This is a genomic window from Agromyces sp. NPDC004153, from assembly GCF_053603635.1.
Genome location: NZ_JBSGFY010000002.1, coordinates 548,846 through 568,140 on the forward strand (window position 1 = coordinate 548,846; position 19,295 = coordinate 568,140).

General features: G+C 71.4%; 21 protein-coding genes and 2 tRNA genes. 11 read left to right on the forward strand and 12 right to left on the reverse strand.

The window, feature by feature from the left end; genetic code table 11:
- Positions 1–119: 119 nt before the first annotated feature.
- The 3 genes from ACWEOH_RS16490 to dut are packed head-to-tail and all read right to left on the reverse strand — an operon-like array spanning position 120 to position 2,088.
- Complete coding sequence (locus ACWEOH_RS16490) at positions 120–1,010, reverse strand: DUF3159 domain-containing protein (RefSeq protein WP_452032793.1); 891 nt, start codon at positions 1,008–1,010, stop codon at positions 120–122.
- 2 nt (positions 1,011–1,012) lie between these two features.
- A complete protein-coding gene (locus ACWEOH_RS16495) occupies positions 1,013–1,633 on the reverse strand; it encodes a DUF3710 domain-containing protein (protein ID WP_452032795.1) in 621 nt (206 codons plus the stop codon).
- Positions 1,630–2,088, reverse strand: a complete 459-nt coding sequence (dut, locus tag ACWEOH_RS16500) for a dUTP diphosphatase (RefSeq protein WP_452032797.1) — start codon at positions 2,086–2,088, stop codon at positions 1,630–1,632. Before dut ends, ACWEOH_RS16495 begins: the two co-directional genes overlap by 4 nt.
- 38 nt (positions 2,089–2,126) lie before the next feature.
- On the opposite strand from dut, the gene ACWEOH_RS16505 reads away from it, so the two are divergent.
- Positions 2,127–2,591 carry a DUF3093 domain-containing protein gene (locus tag ACWEOH_RS16505; RefSeq protein ID WP_452032799.1) on the forward strand — a complete coding sequence of 155 codons (465 nt, stop codon included), beginning with the start codon at positions 2,127–2,129 and terminating at the stop codon, positions 2,589–2,591.
- Here the strand turns inward: ACWEOH_RS16505 and ACWEOH_RS16510 are convergent.
- A complete protein-coding gene (locus ACWEOH_RS16510) occupies positions 2,588–2,881 on the reverse strand; it encodes a DUF4193 domain-containing protein (RefSeq protein WP_148734830.1) in 294 nt (97 codons plus the stop codon). The two genes, ACWEOH_RS16505 and ACWEOH_RS16510, sit on opposite strands and share 4 nt — an antisense overlap.
- Positions 2,882–3,086: 205 nt before the next feature.
- On the opposite strand from ACWEOH_RS16510, the gene sepH reads away from it, so the two are divergent.
- A complete protein-coding gene (gene sepH, locus ACWEOH_RS16515) occupies positions 3,087–4,202 on the forward strand; it encodes a septation protein SepH (RefSeq protein WP_452032801.1) in 1,116 nt (371 codons plus the stop codon).
- A 152-nt stretch (positions 4,203–4,354) separates the two neighbouring features.
- Complete coding sequence (locus tag ACWEOH_RS16520) at positions 4,355–4,639, forward strand: hypothetical protein (RefSeq protein ID WP_148734828.1); 285 nt, start codon at positions 4,355–4,357, stop codon at positions 4,637–4,639.
- Between the two features lie 102 nt (positions 4,640–4,741).
- Here the strand turns inward: ACWEOH_RS16520 and clpX are convergent, their stop codons facing one another.
- From clpX to ACWEOH_RS16550, 6 genes are all read right to left on the reverse strand, one after another.
- Complete coding sequence (clpX, locus tag ACWEOH_RS16525; RefSeq protein ID WP_452032803.1) at positions 4,742–6,019, reverse strand: ATP-dependent Clp protease ATP-binding subunit ClpX; 1,278 nt, start codon at positions 6,017–6,019, stop codon at positions 4,742–4,744.
- A gap of 196 nt (positions 6,020–6,215) precedes the next feature.
- The gene (locus tag ACWEOH_RS16530) at positions 6,216–6,884 is read right to left on the reverse strand and encodes an ATP-dependent Clp protease proteolytic subunit (RefSeq protein ID WP_148734826.1); all 669 of its coding nucleotides are present in this window, start codon (positions 6,882–6,884) and stop codon (positions 6,216–6,218) included.
- A 24-nt stretch (positions 6,885–6,908) separates the two neighbouring features.
- Positions 6,909–7,541, reverse strand: a complete 633-nt coding sequence (locus ACWEOH_RS16535; RefSeq protein WP_274379505.1) for an ATP-dependent Clp protease proteolytic subunit — start codon at positions 7,539–7,541, stop codon at positions 6,909–6,911.
- A 33-nt stretch (positions 7,542–7,574) separates the two neighbouring features.
- Positions 7,575–8,087, reverse strand: coding sequence for a tetratricopeptide repeat protein (locus ACWEOH_RS16540; RefSeq protein ID WP_452032805.1), 513 nt, complete (start codon positions 8,085–8,087; stop codon positions 7,575–7,577).
- A gap of 68 nt (positions 8,088–8,155) precedes the next feature.
- Entirely contained in the window at positions 8,156–9,628 is a 1,473-nt protein-coding gene (gene tig / locus ACWEOH_RS16545; protein ID WP_452032806.1) for a trigger factor, read from the reverse strand.
- Positions 9,629–9,684: 56 nt separating this feature from the next.
- Positions 9,685–9,758 (reverse strand) — tRNA-Pro (locus ACWEOH_RS16550).
- Between the two features lie 268 nt (positions 9,759–10,026).
- On the opposite strand from ACWEOH_RS16550, the gene ACWEOH_RS16555 reads away from it, so the two are divergent.
- A complete protein-coding gene (locus tag ACWEOH_RS16555) occupies positions 10,027–13,779 on the forward strand; it encodes an SCO7613 C-terminal domain-containing membrane protein (RefSeq protein ID WP_452032808.1) in 3,753 nt (1,250 codons plus the stop codon).
- A 39-nt stretch (positions 13,780–13,818) separates the two neighbouring features.
- Here ACWEOH_RS16555 and ACWEOH_RS16560 read toward each other — a convergent pair whose 3' ends face one another.
- Positions 13,819–14,190: a nuclear transport factor 2 family protein gene (locus ACWEOH_RS16560; RefSeq protein ID WP_452032810.1), complete on the reverse strand. Its 372-nt coding sequence runs from the start codon at positions 14,188–14,190 to the stop codon at positions 13,819–13,821.
- A 95-nt stretch (positions 14,191–14,285) separates the two neighbouring features.
- Between ACWEOH_RS16560 and ACWEOH_RS16565 the strand changes: the two genes are divergently transcribed.
- The 7 genes from ACWEOH_RS16565 (at position 14,286) to ACWEOH_RS16595 (ending at position 18,576) form a co-directional block, all read left to right on the forward strand.
- Positions 14,286–14,359, forward strand: a tRNA-Gly gene (locus ACWEOH_RS16565).
- Positions 14,360–14,455: 96 nt separating this feature from the next.
- The gene (locus ACWEOH_RS16570; RefSeq protein WP_452032812.1) at positions 14,456–14,782 is read left to right on the forward strand and encodes a hypothetical protein; all 327 of its coding nucleotides are present in this window, start codon (positions 14,456–14,458) and stop codon (positions 14,780–14,782) included.
- Between the two features lie 126 nt (positions 14,783–14,908).
- Positions 14,909–15,319, forward strand: coding sequence for a hypothetical protein (locus ACWEOH_RS16575; protein WP_452032814.1), 411 nt, complete (start codon positions 14,909–14,911; stop codon positions 15,317–15,319).
- Positions 15,320–15,584: 265 nt separating this feature from the next.
- Positions 15,585–16,448, forward strand: coding sequence for an alpha/beta fold hydrolase (locus tag ACWEOH_RS16580; protein ID WP_452033904.1), 864 nt, complete (start codon positions 15,585–15,587; stop codon positions 16,446–16,448).
- 128 nt (positions 16,449–16,576) lie between these two features.
- On the forward strand, positions 16,577–17,077 hold the full coding sequence (locus ACWEOH_RS16585) for a Dps family protein (RefSeq protein ID WP_452032816.1): 501 nt from the start codon (positions 16,577–16,579) through the stop codon (positions 17,075–17,077).
- Between the two features lie 42 nt (positions 17,078–17,119).
- Entirely contained in the window at positions 17,120–17,815 is a 696-nt protein-coding gene (locus tag ACWEOH_RS16590; RefSeq protein ID WP_452032818.1) for a hypothetical protein, read from the forward strand.
- Positions 17,812–18,576, forward strand: coding sequence for a hypothetical protein (locus ACWEOH_RS16595; protein WP_452032820.1), 765 nt, complete (start codon positions 17,812–17,814; stop codon positions 18,574–18,576). Before ACWEOH_RS16590 ends, ACWEOH_RS16595 begins: the two co-directional genes overlap by 4 nt.
- A 27-nt stretch (positions 18,577–18,603) precedes the next feature.
- On the opposite strand, the gene ACWEOH_RS16600 is transcribed toward ACWEOH_RS16595, so the two are convergent.
- The gene (locus tag ACWEOH_RS16600) at positions 18,604–19,266 is read right to left on the reverse strand and encodes a response regulator (RefSeq protein WP_148734816.1); all 663 of its coding nucleotides are present in this window, start codon (positions 19,264–19,266) and stop codon (positions 18,604–18,606) included.
- Positions 19,267–19,295: the final 29 nt, after the last annotated feature.

Here is a 19,295-nt window from a genome sequence, read left to right on the forward strand (position 1 = left end):
GCGCACGACGCTCCATCTTCTCCGTCAGACAGGGGGCTGATCCAGCAAGGCTCACCTAAGCGTGCCACGGACCGGCACCGTCATGGGGACGGATTTATCTTGACGTCGAGATAACTGTATCACTCCGACGAGCGCGCGGCCGACGGGTACACGGCCCGCACGACGAGCCACGTGAACACCAGAACGAGGGCGTAGAGCGGCACGCCCATGAGCAATCGGGTCACGCCGAGCGCCTCGACGTTGTCGACGAGGTAGAGGGGCACCTGCACGACGAGTCGCGCGACGAAGAGGCCGATCCAGACCAGTGTGAGGAACTGTGCGGCCCGGTACTTGCGCCGGTCTTCGCGCCACGCCACGCCGTCGCCCATGAGGAAGCCCACGATGAGCCCGATCGCCGGCCAGCGCACGAGCAGGGAGATCAGGAGTGCCACGGCGTACGCGGCGTTCGTGAAGAACCCGAGCACGTAGTTGTCGCGGGCGTCGCCGGTCCAGAGCGCGAGCGCGGCCGACGCGATGACGCCGATGAGTCCGGCGATCGCCTGGGTGGGCTGCCCCTTCGTCACGATGCGGGCGAGGGTGAACACGACCGCGAGCCCGACGGATGCCGCGAGTGCCGGTACGAGGGCGGCCTGCGGATCCTGGCCCGCGACGCTGGTGAGCAGGCTGTAGGTCACGAGGAACACGAGGCCGGGCAGCAGCGCCTCGAGGATGCCGCGCACTCCCCCGACGGCAGTGAGCAGATCGCGGCCGGTCAGCTTCTCCTCGCGCGCGATCGCGCCGAGCCCGCTCTTCTCCGCGGCGGCGGCGAACTGGCGCGCGAATTCCCCGGAGTCGGGGCCCGCAGCGCCGGCGGTCGCCGCGCCAGGGGCGTCGGGCGTCACGTCGTCGACGGAGCCGCCGTCAGCGGAGCCGGCGCCGGCGGCACTGGCTGCCGGGTCGGTCGGCGGCCGCGCCGCGGCATCCGCCCGCTCGTCGTGCCCGGGCTCGCGCTCGGCGTCGGGTCCCGGCATCGCTACGCGGTGGGCGCGCCGGACGAGGCGGCCGGCATGCGGAGCGGGATGAGGTCGCGCGGCGGCATGGGCGTCGAGCCGCGCACGACGACGATCGAACGGAAGAGGTCCTCCACCTGGGCGGCCGCGGCCGGGTCGACCGCCGCCTCGCCGGCGATCACGCCGCGCAGGAACCAGCGCGGGCCGTCGACGCCGATGAAGCGGGCGAGGCGCATGTGCCCGGCCTGGCCTTCTGCGGCGGCGACGGGGATCTGGGCGAGCAGCTCGGGGCCGAACGCGCCCTCGCGCACCGTGGTGGTGCCGCCCTGCCGGGCGATCTGGTCGGCGATCTGCGCGCGGATCTCGTGCCACAGCCCGGCGGAGCGCGGCGCGGCGAACGGCTGCACCTGCAGGGTCGAGTTGGCGTAGTCGAGGCCGATCGCGACGACCCGCTTCGTGCCCTCCTCGACCTCGAGGCGCAGGTGCAGGCCCTCGCGGGGCAGCACCTTGACGCCGCCGAGGTCGACGTAGGGCCGCACGGGGTTCGCCTCGGCCTCGTCGAACGGGCCGGCGGTGGCCCGGTCCTCGGGTGCGGACTTGGGCTGGTCGACGGGGACGTCGTCGACGTTCTCGATGTCGCTCACGCGTTCACTCCTGACTTGTGCTCCCCGAATCCCGTGGAGCCGAATCCCCCCTCGCCGCGCAGGCTGCCGGGGAGCCGCTCGACCTCGACGAACCGCGCCCGGCTGACCGGCATGACGACGAGCTGGGCGATGCGGTCGCCCGCCTCGATCGTGTAGGGCTCGCTGGCGTCGGTGTTGAGCAGTGCGACCCTGATCTCACCGCGGTATCCGGCGTCGACGGTGCCCGGCGCGTTCACGATCGTGAGCCCGTGCTTGAACGCGAGCCCCGACCGCGGGACCACGAATCCGACGTAGCCGTCGGGCAGCGCGATCGCGACGCCCGTGCCGACCGTGGCACGCTCGCCGGGGCCCAGCACGACGGACTCGGAGGCATGGAGGTCGGCGCCCGCATCGCCCGGATGGGCGTACGACGGGACGCGATCGGCCGTGATCAGCACATCGACGGAATCGGTCACTGTTCGAGGGTAGTGCAGAAGTCTGGTCTGATAGTCCCATGCCCGACTACCGCGAGAAGCTGTGGCCGTCGCCGTGGATCTACCTCGCGACGCTGCTGCTCATCCCCGCGAGCATCCTCGTGCTCGCCCCCGTCTCGCTGCCGGCCGGCATCGTGACCGGCATCGTCCTCTACATCGCGGCCGTGGGCTCGCTCACGCTCACGGCGCCGGTCATCGAGGTTCGCGATCGGATGCTGCGAGCCGGCCGCGCCCAGATCTCCCTCGATCACACGGGCGAGGCGGTCGCCGCGTTCGACGCGGCCGCGCGCATCGAGCGCGGCACGGGACTCGACGCGCGCGCGTACCTCGTGATCCGCGGATGGGTGCACCCGGTGGTGCGCGTGCCCATCACCGATCCCGCGGATCCGGCGCCGTACTGGCTGCTGTCGAGTCGTCGGCCCAAAGAACTGGCCGCCGTGATCAACGGATCACGACGGCCTGAGCGCGGGGAGGGCGCGACCTAGGAGGCGCACTCCATGCAGATCGGACCGAGCTTGGTCTCGTGGTCGATCTGCGAGCGGTGCTTCACGAGGAAGCAGTTCACGCACGTGAACTCATCGGCCTGCGGGGGCAGCACGACGACGTCGAGCTCGACGTCGGAGAGGTCGGCTCCGGGCAGGTCGAAGCCGCCGGGGTTGTCGGCGTCTTCGACGTCCACCACACCCGACATCTTGTCGGGGACGCGCTCCTTCAGGGCCTCGATCGACTCGGAGTCGTCTTCGGTCTTGCGCGGTGCGTCGTAATCCGTTGCCATTCCCATCCATTTCCTCATCGCCGAAGATTCGGCGGCGATAGTCTGCATCAAATCGGTGGCGTAAGCAAACCACTTGCGTCCCGCTTGCACGGCTGTGCGGACCGGCTACCTCGTCAACTTCCGGCGCGCCCGTGCTATTCCCGAACGCTCCCCTTCGCCCGTGGCATCCTTGGGCGGAGACGAAGGCACGGAAGGGCTTGTCGCGATGCAGGAACTGAAGGTAATCGGAGTCGAGAACGGCGCGCTGCTCGCCGCCTCCGACGATGGCGCACGCTTCCGGATCGAGATCGACGAGGTCCTGCAGTCGCGGATCCGCCAGGCGCAGCCCGAGACGCACACCGGCCCCAAGCCCTCGCCGCGCGAGGTGCAGTCGCTCATCCGCTCCGGACTCTCCGCCGACGACGTGGCGCAGGTCACCGGGGCATCCGTCGACTACGTCCGCCGCTTCGAGGGCCCGGTCCTCGCCGAGCGCGAGCACGTGGTGACCTCCGCGCTGGCCGTTCCCGTGCACGTCACGGTCGAGGTCGACCCCAACGACGACCCGCCCACGTTCGGCGGCGTCATCCGCGACCGGCTGGCGAAGCTCGGCGCGCACGGCGAACGCTGGGCGAGCTGGAAGGACGAGGAGCGCGGCTGGATCGTCAAGCTCGAGTTCACGGCCGACGCGATCGACCACGACGCCCGCTGGGGCTTCGAGCCGCGGAAGCAGTCGCTGCACCCGATGAACGGCGAGGCGACGACGCTCTCGCAGCAGGGCGAGCTGAAGGGCGGCCTCATCCCCCGGCTCCGCGCCGTCGCGCCCGAGGCCGACGAATCGCGCTTCGACAGCGGCGCGTTCACCTTCGACGAGCCCGAGTTCGGCGAGCACGACACCGCCCCGCACCTCGAGCCGCTCCCCTACGCCCGCGCGACGCCGGCGACCTCGAGCCCGGCCGTCACGCGCGCCGCCATCAAGCGCGCCGATGAGCCGAAGGAGTCGATGGGCGAGACCGCCGACCTGCTCGAGGCGCTCCGGCGCCGTCGCGGGGAGCGCGAGTCCGCGGCCGCCGAGACCGAGCAGCCGCAGCTCCCGCTGCCGCTCGCGCCCGCGCCGGCCCAGGCGTCGGAGACCCCGAAGTCCCAGCCGGCGGAGGCCGCACCCGAGGACAAGCCCGGCGCTGCGGCACGGGCGCTGTGGGGCGGCGGCAAGACGTCGGGCGCCTCGAACAAGCCCGCGAACGGCTCGAACGGTTCGCAGCGACCCGCCAAGAAGGGCCGGGCCTCCATGCCGAGCTGGGACGAGATCGTCTTCGGCGCGCGATCCGACGACGACCTCGCCTGACCTCTCTCGTACTCGGATTCGCGCACTGGGAGAGCGCGAGCGGCCTTCGCCAGCGTCGCTCATGCTCCTGGAGTTCACCCTCGCGCGACCTGCCGCTGCGCCATGCCCGGTGCTACCATTCGAACATACGTTCGAACGCGGTGGAGGTGCGCATGCCCCGGGTGCAGGAGCTCGTCGAGGTCTGGACGAGCGACGCCGGTGAGCCCCAGCGGCTCGTGTGGCGCGCGCGGCGCTTCCGCGTGACCGACATGCCGACGGCGCTCGTCGGCCCCTGCGACTGGTGGGCGCCGTTCGCGGGCCACGACGTCTCCCCCGGCCGCGTGCCGCTGGCGATCTCGGGGTGGCGGTTCCAGGCGAGCGCCGACGACGGCGAGACGCACGTGTTCGACGTCGAGCACGACGGCGCGCACTGGCAGCTCGTGCGCGTCTACGACTGAGTCGGCCGCATCCGAGCGGGCAGATCGCGCCCGCGCGTGAACGAACGTGCAGGCGGTCGGCCGGCAGGCGCACGTGCCGCTTGAAACGGCCGTCGGATGCCGCTACGCGGACTTCTCGGCGCGACGCGGCTTGTGCGGCACGATGGTGGGCGCCGCGTTGTCGAGCACCGCCGCCTTCGTGACGACCACCCGGGCGACACCGGTGGACGAGGGCACCTCGAACATGATGGGTCCGAGCACCTCCTCCATGATGGCGCGGAGGCCGCGGGCGCCCGTCTGGCGCAGCACGGCCAGGTCGGCGATGGCCTCGAGGGCCGCATCCTCGAAGTCGAGCTCCACGCCGTCGAGCTCGAACATGCGCTGGTACTGCTTCACGAGCGCGTTCTTCGGCTCGGTGAGGATCTCCATGAGCGCGTCACGGTCGAGCGGCGTGACGGTGGCCACCACGGGGAGCCGGCCGATGAACTCGGGGATGAGGCCGAACTTGTGCAGGTCTTCGGGGAGGACCTCGCTGAACAGCTCGGCCTCGTCTTGCTTGCTGTGCAGCGGGGCGCCGAAGCCGATGCCGCGCTTGCCCGCACGCGAGGAGATGATGTCCTCGAGCCCGGCGAACGCGCCAGCGACGATGAACAGCACGTTCGTGGTGTCGATCTGGATGAACTCCTGGTGCGGATGCTTCCGCCCGCCCTGCGGCGGCACCGATGCGACCGTGCCCTCGAGGATCTTCAGGAGCGCCTGCTGCACGCCCTCGCCGGAGACGTCGCGGGTGATCGACGGGTTCTCGGCCTTGCGGGCGATCTTGTCGACCTCGTCGATGTAGATGATGCCGGTCTCGGCGCGCTTGACGTCGTAGTCGGCGGCCTGGATGAGCTTGAGGAGGATGTTCTCGACGTCTTCGCCGACGTAGCCCGCCTCGGTGAGGGCAGTGGCGTCGGCGACGGCGAACGGCACGTTGAGCTGCTTCGCGAGCGTCTGGGCAAGGTAGGTCTTGCCGCAGCCCGTCGGGCCGATGAGGAGGATGTTCGACTTCGCGATCTCGACGTCGTCGTGGGCGCGGTCGGCCGGAGTGAGGGTCGTGCGGGCGCGGACGCGCTTGTAGTGGTTGTAGACCGCGACGGCCAGGGCGCGCTTCGCGGCATCCTGCCCGATGACGTACTCCTCGAGGAAGGCGAAGATCTCCTTCGGCTTCGGCAGCTCGAACTCGCCGACCTCGGTCTCGCCGGCCTCGGCGAGCCGCTCCTCGATGATCTCGTTGCAGAGTTCGACGCACTCGTCGCAGATGTAGACGCCGGGCCCGGCGATGAGCTGCTGGACCTGCTTCTGGCTCTTGCCGCAGAAGGAGCACTTGAGCAGGTCGGCGCTCTCCCCGATGCGTGCCATCGAACCCTCCCTGTCGACGAGTCTGATCCGAGCCTAGCCCGAGATCGGAGCGTTGCGGCGTGGCGCGCCCGTATTGGGGTGGAGCCGCGGTTTCGCGCTCCGCGAACCCCGCGGCGGCCGCTGCCCCGCACGCGCGAAACGCGGCGGACGAGCCGGTCGGGACCGGTCGGCCGCCGCGTTCACGCGGTCGGATCGGCTATCGCGCGAGCGCCGGCAAGCTCTTGCGCGAGGTGAGCACCTGGTCGATGAGGCCGTACTCGAGGGCCTCCTCGGCGGACAGGATCTTGTCGCGGTCGATGTCGGCGTTGACCTGCTCCTGCGTCCGGTTCGAGTGACGCGAGAGCGTCTCCTCGAGCCACGAGCGCATGCGCATGATCTCGGCCGCCTGGATCTCGATGTCGGAGGCCTGGCCGTGGCCGGCCTCGCCCATGGCGGGCTGGTGGATGAGCACTCGGGCGTTCGGCAGCGCGAGTCGCTTGCCCGGGGTGCCGGCCGAGGCGATCACGGCCGCGGCCGACGCGGCCTGGCCGAGCACGACGGTCTGGATCTGCGGACGGATGTACTGCATCGTGTCGTAGATCGCCGTCATGGCCGTGAAGGAGCCGCCGGGCGAGTTGATGTAGAGGATGATGTCGCGGTCGGGGTCCATCGACTCGAGCACCAGCAGCTGGGCCATGATGTCGTCGGCCGACGCGTCGTCGACCTGGACGCCCAGGAAGATGATGCGGTCCTCGAAGAGCTTCGCGTAGGGGTCCTGGCGCTTGTAGCCGTAGGCCGTGCGCTCCTCGAAGCTCGGCAGGATGTAGCGCGAGCCCGGCATCTGCAGGCCGCCGTTCGCGACGCCGCCGAAGGTGGGGGTGTTCATTCGCTCGTTCTCTCTTCTCTCGTCCTACGCAGCCTGGTCGGTCCCGCCGCCGCCGGACACGTCGAGCGCCGACTCGCGGATGTGGTCCACGAAGCCGTACTCGAGCGCCTCCTGCGCGTTGAACCAGCGGTCGCGGTCGCCGTCGGCGTTGATCTGCTCGACGGACTTGCCGGTCTGCGCCGCCGTGATCTCGGCGAGGCGGCGCTTCATGTCGAGGATGAGCTGCGCCTGCGTCTGGATGTCGCTCGCGGTACCGCCGAAGCCGCCGTGCGGCTGGTGCAGCAGCACTCGCGCGTTGGGGGTGATGTACCGCTTGCCCTTCGTGCCGGCCGTGAGGAGGAGCTGCCCCATCGACGCGGCCATGCCGATGCCGACGGTGACGATGTCGTTGGGCACGAACTGCATCGTGTCGTAGATCGCCATGCCGGCCGTGATCGAGCCGCCGGGCGAGTTCACGTAGAGGTAGATGTCCTTCTTCGGGTCCTCCGCCGCGAGGAGCAGCAGCTTCGCAGCGATCTCGTTCGCATTGTCGTCGCGCACCTCAGAGCCGAGCCAGATGATGCGGTCCTTCAGCAGTCGATCGAACACACCGGGCTGCAGTGTCGGTTCGGCCATGGATTTCGCTCCGTTTCCGTTGTCGCGTTCACTCGAATCTATCCGGTGCAACACACGCGAACGGGGCTGTTCGCCCTAGGCGGATGCCGCGCCGTCGCGCGACTCGCCGGCGCTCTCCGCGAGGTCCCGGGCGTAGGCGCCGAGCGCCCGTCGGTACTGCGTCACATGAACGGCGAGGGCCGCCACGGCCTCGGATGCCGCGAGCCGGGCATCGCCCGCGTCGACACGGGCCAGCGCACGGAACCCGATCACGGCGTCGCGGAGGTCGCCGGACTCGGGCTCGATCGCGTCGAGGAGGGCGATCGCCTCCTGCGGGCGGCCGAGGTTGCGCAGCGTCGACGCGAGCTGCACGTGCAGCTCGACGCGTGGCCGACCGTCGAGGCCGAGGTCGAGGGCACGCCGGTAGAACGGCTCCGCCTCGGCCTCGAGTCCGGCGGAGTCGCGTGCGCCCCCCTGCTCGAACGGCGCGCGCGGGTCGTCGTCGGGCAATTCCGCGGCGAGCGCGTCGATGCGGCGGACGACCTCGTCGCCGCCGAGCTCGCCCGCGGCATCCCACACGGCGTCGACCCGCTGCTGCCAGTCCTGCACGATCCCTCCCGGAGACGACGCGGGGCCGGACGGCATCCGTCCGGCCCCGCGGGGTGATCGATCGCCGACTACTCGGCGTCGGCCTTCTTCGTGGCGCGCTTGCGCGCGGGCTTCTTGGGCTCCTCGGCCTCCGCCTCGGCGGGCGCCTCGTCGGCGTCGGCCTTCTTGGCGGCGCGCTTGCGGGCCGGCTTCTGCTCCTCGGCGGGCGCCTCGGCGGCCTCGGTCGACGGAGCCGCGGCATCCGCCTCGGTCTCATCGGCGTCGGGGACTGCGGTGAACTCGGAGAGGTCGACCGGGTTGCCCGCGGCATCCTTCACCGTGACCTTGCCCAGCGCGATCGCGAGCGCCTTGTTGCGCGCGACCTCGCCGACCATGGCGGGGATCTGGCCGTTCTGGCTCAGGATCTGCACGAACTCGTTCGGGTCCATGCCGTACTGCGCGGCGCCCTGCACGAGGTACTGGGTGAGCTCGTCCTGGCTGACCTGCACCTTCTCGGCCTCGGCGATTGCGTCGAGCACGATCTGGGTCTTGAAGGCCTTGGTGCTGGCCTCGGTGACCTCCGCGCGGTGCTCGTCGTCCTCGAGGCGACCCTCGGACTCGAGGTGGCGGTGCACCTCGTCCTCGATGACGCTGTCGGCGACGGGCACGTCGACGAGCTCGAGGAGCTTGTCGACGAGGAGGTCACGGGCCTGCGAGCCCTGGCCGAACGACTTGTTGCGGGCGACCTGCTCCTTGAGGCTCGCGGTGAGCTCGTCGAGCGTGTCGAACTCGCTGGCGATCTGCGCGAAGTCGTCGTCGGCCTCGGGGAGCTCGCGCTCCTTGACGGCCGTCACGGTCACGGTGATCTCGGCGGTCTCGCCCTCGTGGTCGCCGCCCAGGAGCTTGGACTCGAACGTGGTGGTCTCGTCGGCGGTGAGCGACTCGAGCGCCTCGTCGATGCCCTCGAGCAGCTCGCCCGAGCCGACCTCGTAGGAGATGCCGCTCGCGGTGTCGACCTCGGCGCCGTCGATGATCGCGACGAGGTCGAGGGTCACGAAGTCGCCGGTCGTGGCCGGGCGGTCGACCGTGATGAGCGTGCCGAAGCGGCTGCGCAGGCGCTCGAGCTCCTCGTTGACCTCGTCATCGCCGACCTCGACCGAGTCGACCGTGAGCTCGAGGCCGTCGTAGGCGGGGAGCTCGATCTCGGGACGCACGTCGACCTCGATGGCGAGGAGCAGGTCGCCTGAGAAGTCCTTCTCGTTCGGCCACTCGACGATGTCGGCCTCGGGGCGACCGAGGGGGCGAAGCTCGTGCTCGCTGACGGCGGCGCGGTAGAAGCCGTCGAGACCCTCGTTGACCGCGTGCTCGAGCACGGCGGCCTTGCCGACGCGCTGGTCGATGATGGGCGGCGGCACCTTGCCCTTGCGGAAGCCCGGCACGTTGATCTGCTCGGCGATGTGCTCGTAGGCGTGGGCGATGCTGGGCTTCAGCTCCTCGGGCGTCACCGAGATGGTGAGCTTGGCGCGCGTCGGGCTCAGCTTCTCAACCGAAGTGGTCGGCATGGGGAGGATCTCCTGTTGTGTGGAAGTTCGTGTCGGGTCTCGTCTCGGGCGACCCGTCGGGGCGACAGGATTCGAACCTGCGACCTCCCGCTCCCAAAGCGGGCGCTCTACCAAGCTGAGCTACGCCCCGAGTCGCTGACTCAACTCGTCGATTCACCCGCGCGGGCATGCCGAAGCACGCGTCAGGCGGATGGACCCCGGAAAGTCTACTGCACGGCGATCGGAGCGCGTGTCGCGGCCCTCAGGCGGAGCATGACCCCCGAACGTCTCCTGCACGGGGATCGGAGCGCGTGTCGCGGGAGGGTTCGGTGCGACACGCCGTGTTGCACCGCGTGACCCCCGAACGGGCGCTGTGGATGGTCCGCCGGCGAGCGGATGCCGCGTGGCAGAGTGTGCGCATGACCGACCGACCGTCGAGCGTCGAAGCTCGAGGCATCCGGCGCTGGCCCGCCGATCCCGCCTGGCTCGTGGACACGACACGGTGTCCCGCGTGCTTCAGTCCGCTCGCGTCGACGCGCTGCGACGTGTGCGGCCTCGACGTGGCCGTGCCGGCAGCGGCGGAGCTGTTCCGGCTGGCGACCGAGATCTACGAGGACGAGCAGGCCCGCCGGTCGTTCATCGATCGCATGCGGTCGGATCAGGCCGCGCGCGAGGCGGTCGCCGCGATGCCCGATGCCGCATCGCCCATCGCGATCCCCGTCCCGCCACCCCTCCCCGACACGGGCGTCGCCGTCCAGGCCGTGCCGCCGCCGCTTCCCGATGCCGGTGTCGCGCCGCAGGTCGTTCCACCGCCGCTCCCGCCGCAGGACGTCGCCGAGCCGATCACCTCGCCCGAAGCGACGACGCCGGCTCGGCGCCGCTCCGGCGTGCAGGTGCTCCTCCTCACGCTCGGCGTCGTGCTCATCTCGGTCGCAGCGATCGTGTTCCTCTTCGTCGCCTACCTCGTGGCGAACCTCGAGGTGCGCTCCGTGATCATCGCCGCGGCGAGCATCCTCGTGCTCGGGGTGGCGTGGCTGCTGCGGGCGCGGAGCCTTCCGGGCACGGCCGAGGGGGTCGCATCCGTCGCGGTGGTCCTGCTGCTGCTCGACGTGTGGATCGTGCGCGCGAACGCGCTCTTCGGCTCCGACGCACTCGAGGCATCCGCGTACACCGGCATCGCACTCGCCGTGGTCACCGCGCTGCTCGCAGGCACCCGCGTCGTGAGCCGGATTCGCGTCCCGGGCTTCGCCGCCGCTGCGCTGGCACCCGTGTCCGCCTTCCTGCTCGCGTTCTCCATCGATCCCGACTCGGGGGCCGGCCCCTGGCTCGGGGGCCTCGCCGTGGTCGTGGTCGGCGCCGTCGCCGTCTGGCTGCTCCCACGCTCGCCCGAGCGGATCATCCTGTGCTCGGCCGGGCTCGTCGGCGCCGCCATCGCCCTCGCGAGCGCGGCGTGGGCGTTCCCCGGGCTCGCCTGGGGCCAGGCCTGGGCGTTCCTCGCGGTCGCCGCGGCCTGCGTGGTGCTCGTGGTCGCCACACTCGCAGCGCGGGTGCCCGCCGCACGGGCCTGGGGCGTCGTCGCTGCCGTCGGCGCCGGGGCGGCCATGGCGCTCGCGCCGGCGGTCGGCATCGCCACGGAACTCGACGAAGGGGTCTCGACGTGGCTCGCGCCGGCCGCGGCCGGCGCCGTCGCCGCGGTCTTCGCCGCCGTCACGCGGGGTCCGGCGATCGTCCGCCGCCCCGCACTGGTCGCGATGATCGCCGCGGCCACCGTCGCCGCGGTCGCCTCCATCCAGGGCCCGTTCCTCGTCTGCGCGACGATCTTCGAGCGGCTCCTGGCGAGCGACCCGCCGTGGCAGGTCGACCATGGCTCCGTGATCCGCTGGACGTCGGAGACGAACCTCGACGCCGCCACGATCCTCGTGCCGTTCGTGATCGCCGTCGGCTCCCTCGTGGTCCTCCTCCTCATGGGGGCGGCACGGAAGCTCCTCGCCATCCCGGTCGCCGCGGCCCTCGTCGGCGGGATCATCGGCGGGGCGATGGCACCGGGCGCCGCCCTGCCGGTCGCGATCCTCGTCGCGGTCGGCGTCGTCGCGCTGGGGTTCGCCGCGCTCCGCGACCGCCTGACGGCGCCGGGGCTGCTCGCGGTCCTCGCGATCCTCGGCATGGGCGCCGTCGCGTTCGCGTGGTGGATCGGCTGGTCGAACGAGGACGTGTGGCCGTGGGCGACCGCGGTCGTCCTGGCCACGGTCATCGCGGGTCGCGTGCTGGCATCCCGGGTCTGGGCCGAGCTCGCGGCGCAGATCGTCGGCGCCGCCCACCTCGTGCTCGCGGTCGTGATCGTCGCCGTCACCTCGTTCGCGATCCCGTCGTGGCTCGATGCCTCCGGCGTCGAGGTCGCGGATCCGTGGACCTCGAGCTGGCTCTGGCTCGGCACGGTCGCGGCCGTGCTGCTCGGCGCGTTCGTATTCGCTCCGCGCCTGGTCACCCGTGACCGCCTCGCCCTGGCGACGCCGGCGCTGGCCGCCGCGGTCGTCGGCGCGTTCGCGGTCGCACTCCCCGCGGCCCTCGTCGGGGTCGTGATCCTCGGCTGGCTCCCTGCCGCGATCGTCGCCGTCGTGACGAGCGTCGGTACCCGCCTGGTCGAGGCACGACTCCTGCGCATCCTCCTCGCCGCGACCGGGCCCGTGATGATCGCCCTCGCACTCGAACGCGTGCTCGCGTCCATCCCCGACGCGCCGCCGTCGGTGCTCGGCGCGGCCGCCGGCGTGCTCGCCGCCGCCGGCCTCGCGCCGCTCGTGCTGCCTGCCGACGGTGGCGTGCGTCTCGCCTGGCGGGCCTCGGTCGGGGTCTCCGGCGTCGTCACGCTCGCCGCCATCGGTTCGGCGGGCGATCAGGCGTGGCTTCTCCTGCTGGTGCTGGCGCCCGTGCCGATCATCCTCGCCGCGCTCGACGGCGATCCGATCGGCGGCGCATCGGAGACGCGCCACTTCTCGTGGCTGAGCCTCGCACTCGCGGTGGCCGCCGTGTGGGCCCGGCTGTCCGGCGAGGGCGTCGACGACATCGAGGCGTACACGCTGCCGCTCGCCGTCGGACTCGCCATCGCGGCCGGTCTCGTGACATGGCGTCGAGCGGCGTCGGCGACGGCGACCGCGATCGGTCGGACCGCGCTGTTCGCCGCGGCCGCCGGGGTGGCCGTGCTTCCGAGCGTCGCGTCGGCCGCGGACTCCGAGCTTCGCACGCTCGTGCTGGTCGCCGCCGGCACGATCGTCGCGCTCGCCTCCTCGTTCCTGCCCGAACGAGGCCGAGGAGTGCCGATCCGGCTGCTGGGCGTCGCGACCGGGTGGGTCGCCCTCACGGGTGCGGCAGTGGTGCGCGGTGGAGCGGTCGGCACCGGGGCGTCAAGCGACCTGCCCGCCGAGTTCTGGCCGGTGCTCGCGCTCGCCGCGGGGGTCGCACTCGCCGTCATCTGGGCACGGACGGATTCGCGGCCCGCCGTCATCGCGGAGGCCATGCTCGCGGCATCCGTCGTCGTGGCCGCGGTCCCGACCCTGCTCGCGATCATCGCGGGCGACCGGTCGGCGCTGCGAGCCGTCGTCCTCTTCTCGGCGCTGGCGGTCGTGCACGTGGCAGGAGCCGCCGTGAAGGCCAGGCCGTTCGCCGGTCCGATGCTCGCATGGAGCTCGCTCGGGGTGCTCGTGCTCGGCGGCATCCTCGCTCTGGTCTCGGGCGAGGTGGACCCCTTCGACCTGGTCACGGCGCCCGTCGGCGTCGCCCTCATCGGCGCCGGCGCCATCCGGATGACCCGTTCTCCTGAGCTCGGGAGCTGGCCGGCGCTCGGTCCCGGCCTGGCGGTCCTGCTCGTGCCGCCGCTCCTCGCCGACTTCATCGACTCCGACCTCTGGCGGCTCATCGCCCTCGGCATCGCGGCTTCGGCCGCCGTGGTGATCGGGGCCGTGCGACGGCTGCAGGCTCCGCTCCTGCTCGGCGGGAGCGTGCTGCTCGTGCACGCGGTCGCCCAACTCTGGCCGTGGATCCGGACGGCCTACGAGGCGGTGTGGTGGTGGCTCTGGCTCGGTATCGCGGGGGCCATCCTCATCGCGCTCGCCGCGACGTACGAGCGGCAGCTCCGGCTCCTCAAGGGCGTGGTGCGCACGATCGCCGACCTGCGCTGAGCCGTCACCGCGGTGGGTGGCCGGCCGCGCTGCATCGAGTCAGATGCGCTCGACCCACTGCTCGCGCCACTCGGGCGCCTCGAACGGGAGCGACCAGTACGCGGTCTCCTTCGCGATCCTGCCGTCCCGGAGCTCGAAGATGAACACGGCCTGGTACTCGGCCTCGTCGCCGTAGTCGAGCGCCGCCTCGACGACCCAGAGTTCGCCCTCGCCGATGATGCGGCGCGGCGTGATGGTGGGCAGCTTCGGGAAAGCCCGATAGACGCCTCGCCGGTTGTCACCGCCGACGATGCGTTCGCCGGACTGCGGCCATTCCATGACCGCGTCCTCGTGGAACACGTCGTCCATGCCGTCGACGTTCCCGGCGTTCAGCGTCGCGATCAGCGCCTCGACCGTCTCTCGCCCGCTCATGCGCGTTCTCCCTCGAACGGATGCCGCGCTCGCGCCTGCCGGGACCGGCCTCGGCGGTGTACTACGATGGTCCGGTGCCCGCGCGCGGGCGCCGCGCGGATGTAGCTCAATGGTAGAGCCTCAGTCTTCCAAACTGATTACGCGGGTTCGATTCCCGTCATCCGCTCCACCGAGGTCGAGCGTGCCCCATACTCGGATCGTGGAACCCGATCCGGCAGGCGAGCTCCCCTCCGTCGCTCGCACCGACATGCCCCCGCCTCGATTGATGATCGGCACCCATTCCACGACCTACTTCCGCTGGTCGGTGCGGTGCTGGATCATCGCGTTCGCCGCGAGCGCCCTGTTCTTCCTGTCGTTGCTGCTTCCGCTCGAGGTCCGCCGGGTGCCGTACGTCGTCGTTCCATTGGTGGCGCTCATCGCCTGCGCCGTCCTCGGCTTCATGGTCGCCCAGGGGCTGGGTTACCTGGGACGCGAGCGACGGCACGACGAATGGCGGCGGGGCTACACACTCGATCCTCGGGAGACGTCGCTGCCCCTCCTCGATCTGGACACCGGGCTCGTCATCCGACCAGCACGGGGCTCCGGAGCCTAGACGTCGGACGCCCCTCCCGCCACGAACCGGGGGCACCCCACCGACGGGGCAGTGTCGCTCGGCCACACTCGGCGTAGCGTGTGCCGTGAACCATCCATCGCGTGCGCCTCGACGAAGGAGGCCATCGTGACCGCACGACGCTCGGAGCGGACCCGCGTGGTCGCCGACCTGGCGTGGCTCGCCGGCCTGACCCAGGTCGTCTTCGGCCTCGCGCTGCTGGCGTCGCCCGAATCGGCGGTGGTCGCCGCGATCCTCGCGATCGTGGCGGGCACGCTCGCGGTGGTCGCCGGAGCGATGCTGCTCAATCGGCTGCCCACGTCGTGGACGACGATGACGTTCGCGTTCGTGCTCTCGATCGGCGCGTCGGCGTACGCCCTGTGGGTCGCGACGCCCTACTGGTGGGGAGCGGCCGTCAGCGGCATCCTCGCACTCGCCGGCCTGATCATCGAGTGGACCGACCGGGTGCCGCGCCCGTCGCCGGCTCCCGGCGCCTCTGTGCGCCGCTCCCGACGCCCGCACCCGCCGTCGCACCCCTGAGCGAGGTCCGCAACGCCCCTCCGACGGGGCGCTGCACGATCGCGGCCGCCGGGAGTATGTTGTGCCGTGGACGACCCCTTGCGTGCGCCTCGGGAAGGAGACCCTCGTGCGGACCCGAGTGCTCATCACCATCGCCGTCGCGGTCGTCGCGGCGGGTGCGGCCGTCGCCGCATGGGCGGGGGTCCGCCGGCGATCGACCCCGCCCGGGCTCTCGGGGCCGGCCGCACCGGCCGACGACGCGGCATCCGCACGTCATCGCGAACGGATGCACCCGAGGAAGCCGCAGTCGTCGCTCGCCGAGCGGTGGACCACCGTCGACGGCATCGACGTCTTCTACCGGGAGTCGCAGAACCCGCCCGACGCACCCGTGATGATGCACGTGCACGGCTTCGGCCTCTCCGGCCGCTACCTCCTTCCCACGGCGGAACGGCTCGGTGACGAGTTCCACACGCTCGTGCCCGACCTGCCGGGATTCGGTCGCAGCGGGAAGGCGAAGAACGCCCTCGACGTGCCCGACCTCGCCCACGCGGCGGCGCGCTTCCTCGACGAGCGCGGCATCGACAAGGTGACCCTCGTCGGCAACTCCATGGGCTGCCCCGTCATCTGCGAGTTCGCCTACCACTACCCCGAGCGGCTCGAGCGCGCGATCCTCGTCTCCCCCGCGGGCGGGCTGCACAACCAGCCCCTGGGCCGCGCGGTCGGCCAGCTCAGCCGGGACGGCACGCGCGAGCCGGCCAGGATGATCGGCGTGGCGACGCCCGACTACATGCGGTTCGGCGTGCCCAGCACGTTCAAGATGTTCCACGCGCTGACGCAGTACCCGTCGCTCGAGCGGCTGCTCGAGCTGCGCATCCCCACTCTCGTGGTCCTCGGCGACCGGGATCCGCTGCTGCCCTCACCGCACCGGGTCAGGGAGATCGCCGAGCGCACCGACACCCACGTGCTCGTCGTCGGCATCGACGGGGCGGCGCACGCCATCAACTTCAGCCATCCCGGCGAGCTCTCGCACGTGATCCGGCAGTTCATGGCCGACCGCCCCATCACCGACGACCCCGACTCCCCCGGTCACGCTCGCGTGTACGAGGTGCACCGCGGCGTGCACCATCCGCCGGCGAAGTCCGAGGCCTGATGCAGCGGATGCCGCGGCGCGACGCCGCGGCATCCGTGTCGACCCGGTGAGCGGAGCCTTCCCTTCCTTGAAATACGCGCGCCGCTGCGTAGCGTTGAAGGAGACGAACGCACACGGAAGGTGACACGATGACCGACACGAAGACCGCACCGAAGACCACCAAGACCGGCGCCGCGAACGCCGACGTCGCCGCAGGCGTCGCCCAGTACCTCACCCCCGTCGTGCACGAGCTCGTCGCGCTCGTCGTCAACGGCAAGCAGGCGCACTGGCACGTGCGCGGCGTCAACTTCATCGCCGTGCACGAGCTGCTCGACGACGTCGTGGCGCACGCCCAGGAGTGGGCCGACACCGCGGCGGAGCGCGTCGTGGCCCTCGGCCTCCCGATCGACGGCCGGCTCGCGACCGTCGCCGCGAAGAGCGGCGCCGCGAACCCGAAGCTCGGCTTCCAGCCCTACGAGGAGGCGATCGCCGACGTGGTCGCGCAGATCGACCTCGCGACCGAGAAGGTGAACGACGCGATCGAGGGCCTCGCCGAGCTCGACCCGGCCAGCCAGGACGTCGTGATCGAGATCCGCCGCGGCCTCGACAAGGACCGCTGGTTCCTCTTCTCGCACATCGCCGTCAAGTAGGCGCGATGGCGGGCCGACCGGGCCCGGGTGCAGAATGCCGCTATGACGGCGGATGCATCCGGGCCCGGTCCGTCTACGGGGGACGACGTCGCGCACCTCACGGACGCGCAGAAATCCCTGCGCGCGCAGATGCTCGCCACGGAGCACTGGAGCCTCCTCGCCTCGCGCTCCACGACGCAGAGCGAGGTGCTCACCCGGATCGCGATCTTCCTCACGCTCGTGTCCGCCGGCCTCGTGACCCTCGGCGTGCTCGGCAACGCGACGCAGTTCAGCGGCTGGTTCGGCGTCGCCGCGCTGGCCATCCTCTTCCTGCTCGTGGTGCTGGGGCTCATCACGCAGCTGCGCGTGTTCAACACCGCCCAGGAGGACCTCGCGTACGTCCTCGCCATGAACCGGCTCCGCGCCGCGTACGTGCACCTCGATCCGGGCATCCTGCCGTACTTCATGATGGGGACGTCCGACGACCTGCCGGGGGCGCAGCGGACCTACTACCCGTTCGCGGCGCGCGATCGCCTGCAGGTGTTCGCGAGTTCGATGGTGCTCATCCTCGTCGTGCACGCCGCGCTCGCGGGGCTCTTCGTCGGGGCGCTCGTCTACACGTTCACGTCGTCGGTGGGGTGGTCGATCGGCGTCGGCGTCGTCGTCGCGATCGCGTCGTTCGTGGGGTGGATGGTGTGGGGCTACCGCGGGTACCGCGCGGTGTGGCGCCTCCACGAGCCGTTGCGGAGCAGCGGATGAGCGACCACACGGACGATCCCCGGCGCGACGACGAGCCCGCAGGCACGGGTGACGTGCCACCGGCACACGACGACGCGGCGGACCGAGCCGAGCGCGCCCTCGAGGCGCAACTCCTCGCGACCGAGCACTGGAGCCTCCTCGCGTCGCGGAGCACGACCCAGGGCGAGGTGCTGACCCGCATCGCGATCTTCCTCACGCTCTTCTCGGCCGGCCTGCTCGCCATCGGCCTGCTCGGCCAGGCGACCGACTTCGACGGTTGGTTCCGGGCGGCCGCACTCGGCATCCTGGCGTTCATCTGGCTCGTCGGCTTCCTCACCCAGGTCCGTGTCATGAACGTGGCCGAGGAGGACATGATGTACGTGGTCGCGATGAACCGCCTCCGGGGCGCGTACCGGGAACTGCGGCCGGGGATCGAGCGGAACTTCCTCGCCTCGACCCACGACGACGAGGCCGGCGCCGACCAGACCTACTACTTCTTCCGGAGTCGCGGCATCAGCCAGGCCATCGGCAGTTCGGCGCTGCTCATCACCGTGGTGAATTCAACGGTGCTCGGCCTGTTCACCGGTGGCCTGGTGGTGGCGCTCGGCGGAGCCGTCGCCTGGGCGGTCGTCGCCGGAGCCGTGGTCGCGCTCGTGCAGCTCGTCGCCTCGACCTGGTACTCCGTTCGGCGATTCGTTCTCGCCTGGCGGCACTTCACCCCGCTCCATCCGTCGGTCGACTCGCAGCCGACGCTCTTCGACCGACGACGTCCGCCGAGGTGAGCGCGAAACGCTCGCCGGCCGCGCCAGTCAGCGCTGCAGCCAGGCGAGCACCGCGAGCACGCGGCGGTGGTCGGTGCCGGAGTCCTCCAGGCCGAGCTTCTGGAAGATCGACGTCACGTTCTTCTCCACGGCGCCGACGCCGATGAAGAGCTGCTTCGCGATGCCGGCGTTCGTGCGCCCCTCGGCCATGAGCTCGAGCACCTCGCGCTCACGCGGGGTGAGGGAGGCGAGCGGGTCGCCGCGGCGGGCCAGCAGCTCGCGCACGACCTGCGGGTCGAGCACGGTGCCGCCGGCGCTCACGCGCTCCACGGCGTCCTCGAGCTCCTCGAGCGAGGCCACCCGGTCCTTCAGCAGGTAGCCCATGCCGCCCTCGCCCGAGGAGAGCAACTCGTGGGCGTAGGTGCCCTCGACGTACTGGCTGAGCAGGAGGATGCCGACCTCGGGCCGACGTCGGCGGAGCTCGATCGCCGCGCGCACGCCCTCGTCGCGGAACGTCGGCGGCATGCGCACGTCGAGCACGGCGAGGTCGGGCGTGTCGCCGTCGAGTGCGGCGAGCAGCGCATCCGCGTCGCCGTACGCGCCGACCGTCTCGAAGCCCGCCTCGTCGAACAGACGGACGAGCCCCTCGCGCAGCAGCACCGAGTCCTCGGCGAGCACGATGCGCAGGGGGCGGCGGGCGGCATCCGTCATGCCTTCACCATATCGGCGCGACGGCAGCG

Coding starts and splice junctions, on each gene's coding strand:
- ACWEOH_RS16510 (WP_148734830.1), bottom strand. CDS start 2,881: ATGGCAACGGATTACGACGCACCGCGCAAGACCGAAGACGACTCCGAG.
- ACWEOH_RS16570 (WP_452032812.1), top strand. CDS start 14,456: ATGATCGGCACCCATTCCACGACCTACTTCCGCTGGTCGGTGCGGTGC.
- clpX (WP_452032803.1), bottom strand. CDS start 6,019: ATGGCACGCATCGGGGAGAGCGCCGACCTGCTCAAGTGCTCCTTCTGC.
- tig (WP_452032806.1), bottom strand. CDS start 9,628: ATGCCGACCACTTCGGTTGAGAAGCTGAGCCCGACGCGCGCCAAGCTC.
- sepH (WP_452032801.1), top strand. CDS start 3,087: ATGCAGGAACTGAAGGTAATCGGAGTCGAGAACGGCGCGCTGCTCGCC.
- ACWEOH_RS16580 (WP_452033904.1), top strand. CDS start 15,585: ATGCACCCGAGGAAGCCGCAGTCGTCGCTCGCCGAGCGGTGGACCACC.
- ACWEOH_RS16590 (WP_452032818.1), top strand. CDS start 17,120: ATGACGGCGGATGCATCCGGGCCCGGTCCGTCTACGGGGGACGACGTC.
- ACWEOH_RS16585 (WP_452032816.1), top strand. CDS start 16,577: ATGACCGACACGAAGACCGCACCGAAGACCACCAAGACCGGCGCCGCG.
- ACWEOH_RS16600 (WP_148734816.1), bottom strand. CDS start 19,266: ATGACGGATGCCGCCCGCCGCCCCCTGCGCATCGTGCTCGCCGAGGAC.
- ACWEOH_RS16595 (WP_452032820.1), top strand. CDS start 17,812: ATGAGCGACCACACGGACGATCCCCGGCGCGACGACGAGCCCGCAGGC.
- ACWEOH_RS16505 (WP_452032799.1), top strand. CDS start 2,127: ATGCCCGACTACCGCGAGAAGCTGTGGCCGTCGCCGTGGATCTACCTC.
- ACWEOH_RS16490 (WP_452032793.1), bottom strand. CDS start 1,010: ATGCCGGGACCCGACGCCGAGCGCGAGCCCGGGCACGACGAGCGGGCG.
- ACWEOH_RS16530 (WP_148734826.1), bottom strand. CDS start 6,884: ATGAACACCCCCACCTTCGGCGGCGTCGCGAACGGCGGCCTGCAGATG.
- ACWEOH_RS16560 (WP_452032810.1), bottom strand. CDS start 14,190: ATGAGCGGGCGAGAGACGGTCGAGGCGCTGATCGCGACGCTGAACGCC.
- ACWEOH_RS16555 (WP_452032808.1), top strand. CDS start 10,027: ATGACCGACCGACCGTCGAGCGTCGAAGCTCGAGGCATCCGGCGCTGG.
- ACWEOH_RS16520 (WP_148734828.1), top strand. CDS start 4,355: ATGCCCCGGGTGCAGGAGCTCGTCGAGGTCTGGACGAGCGACGCCGGT.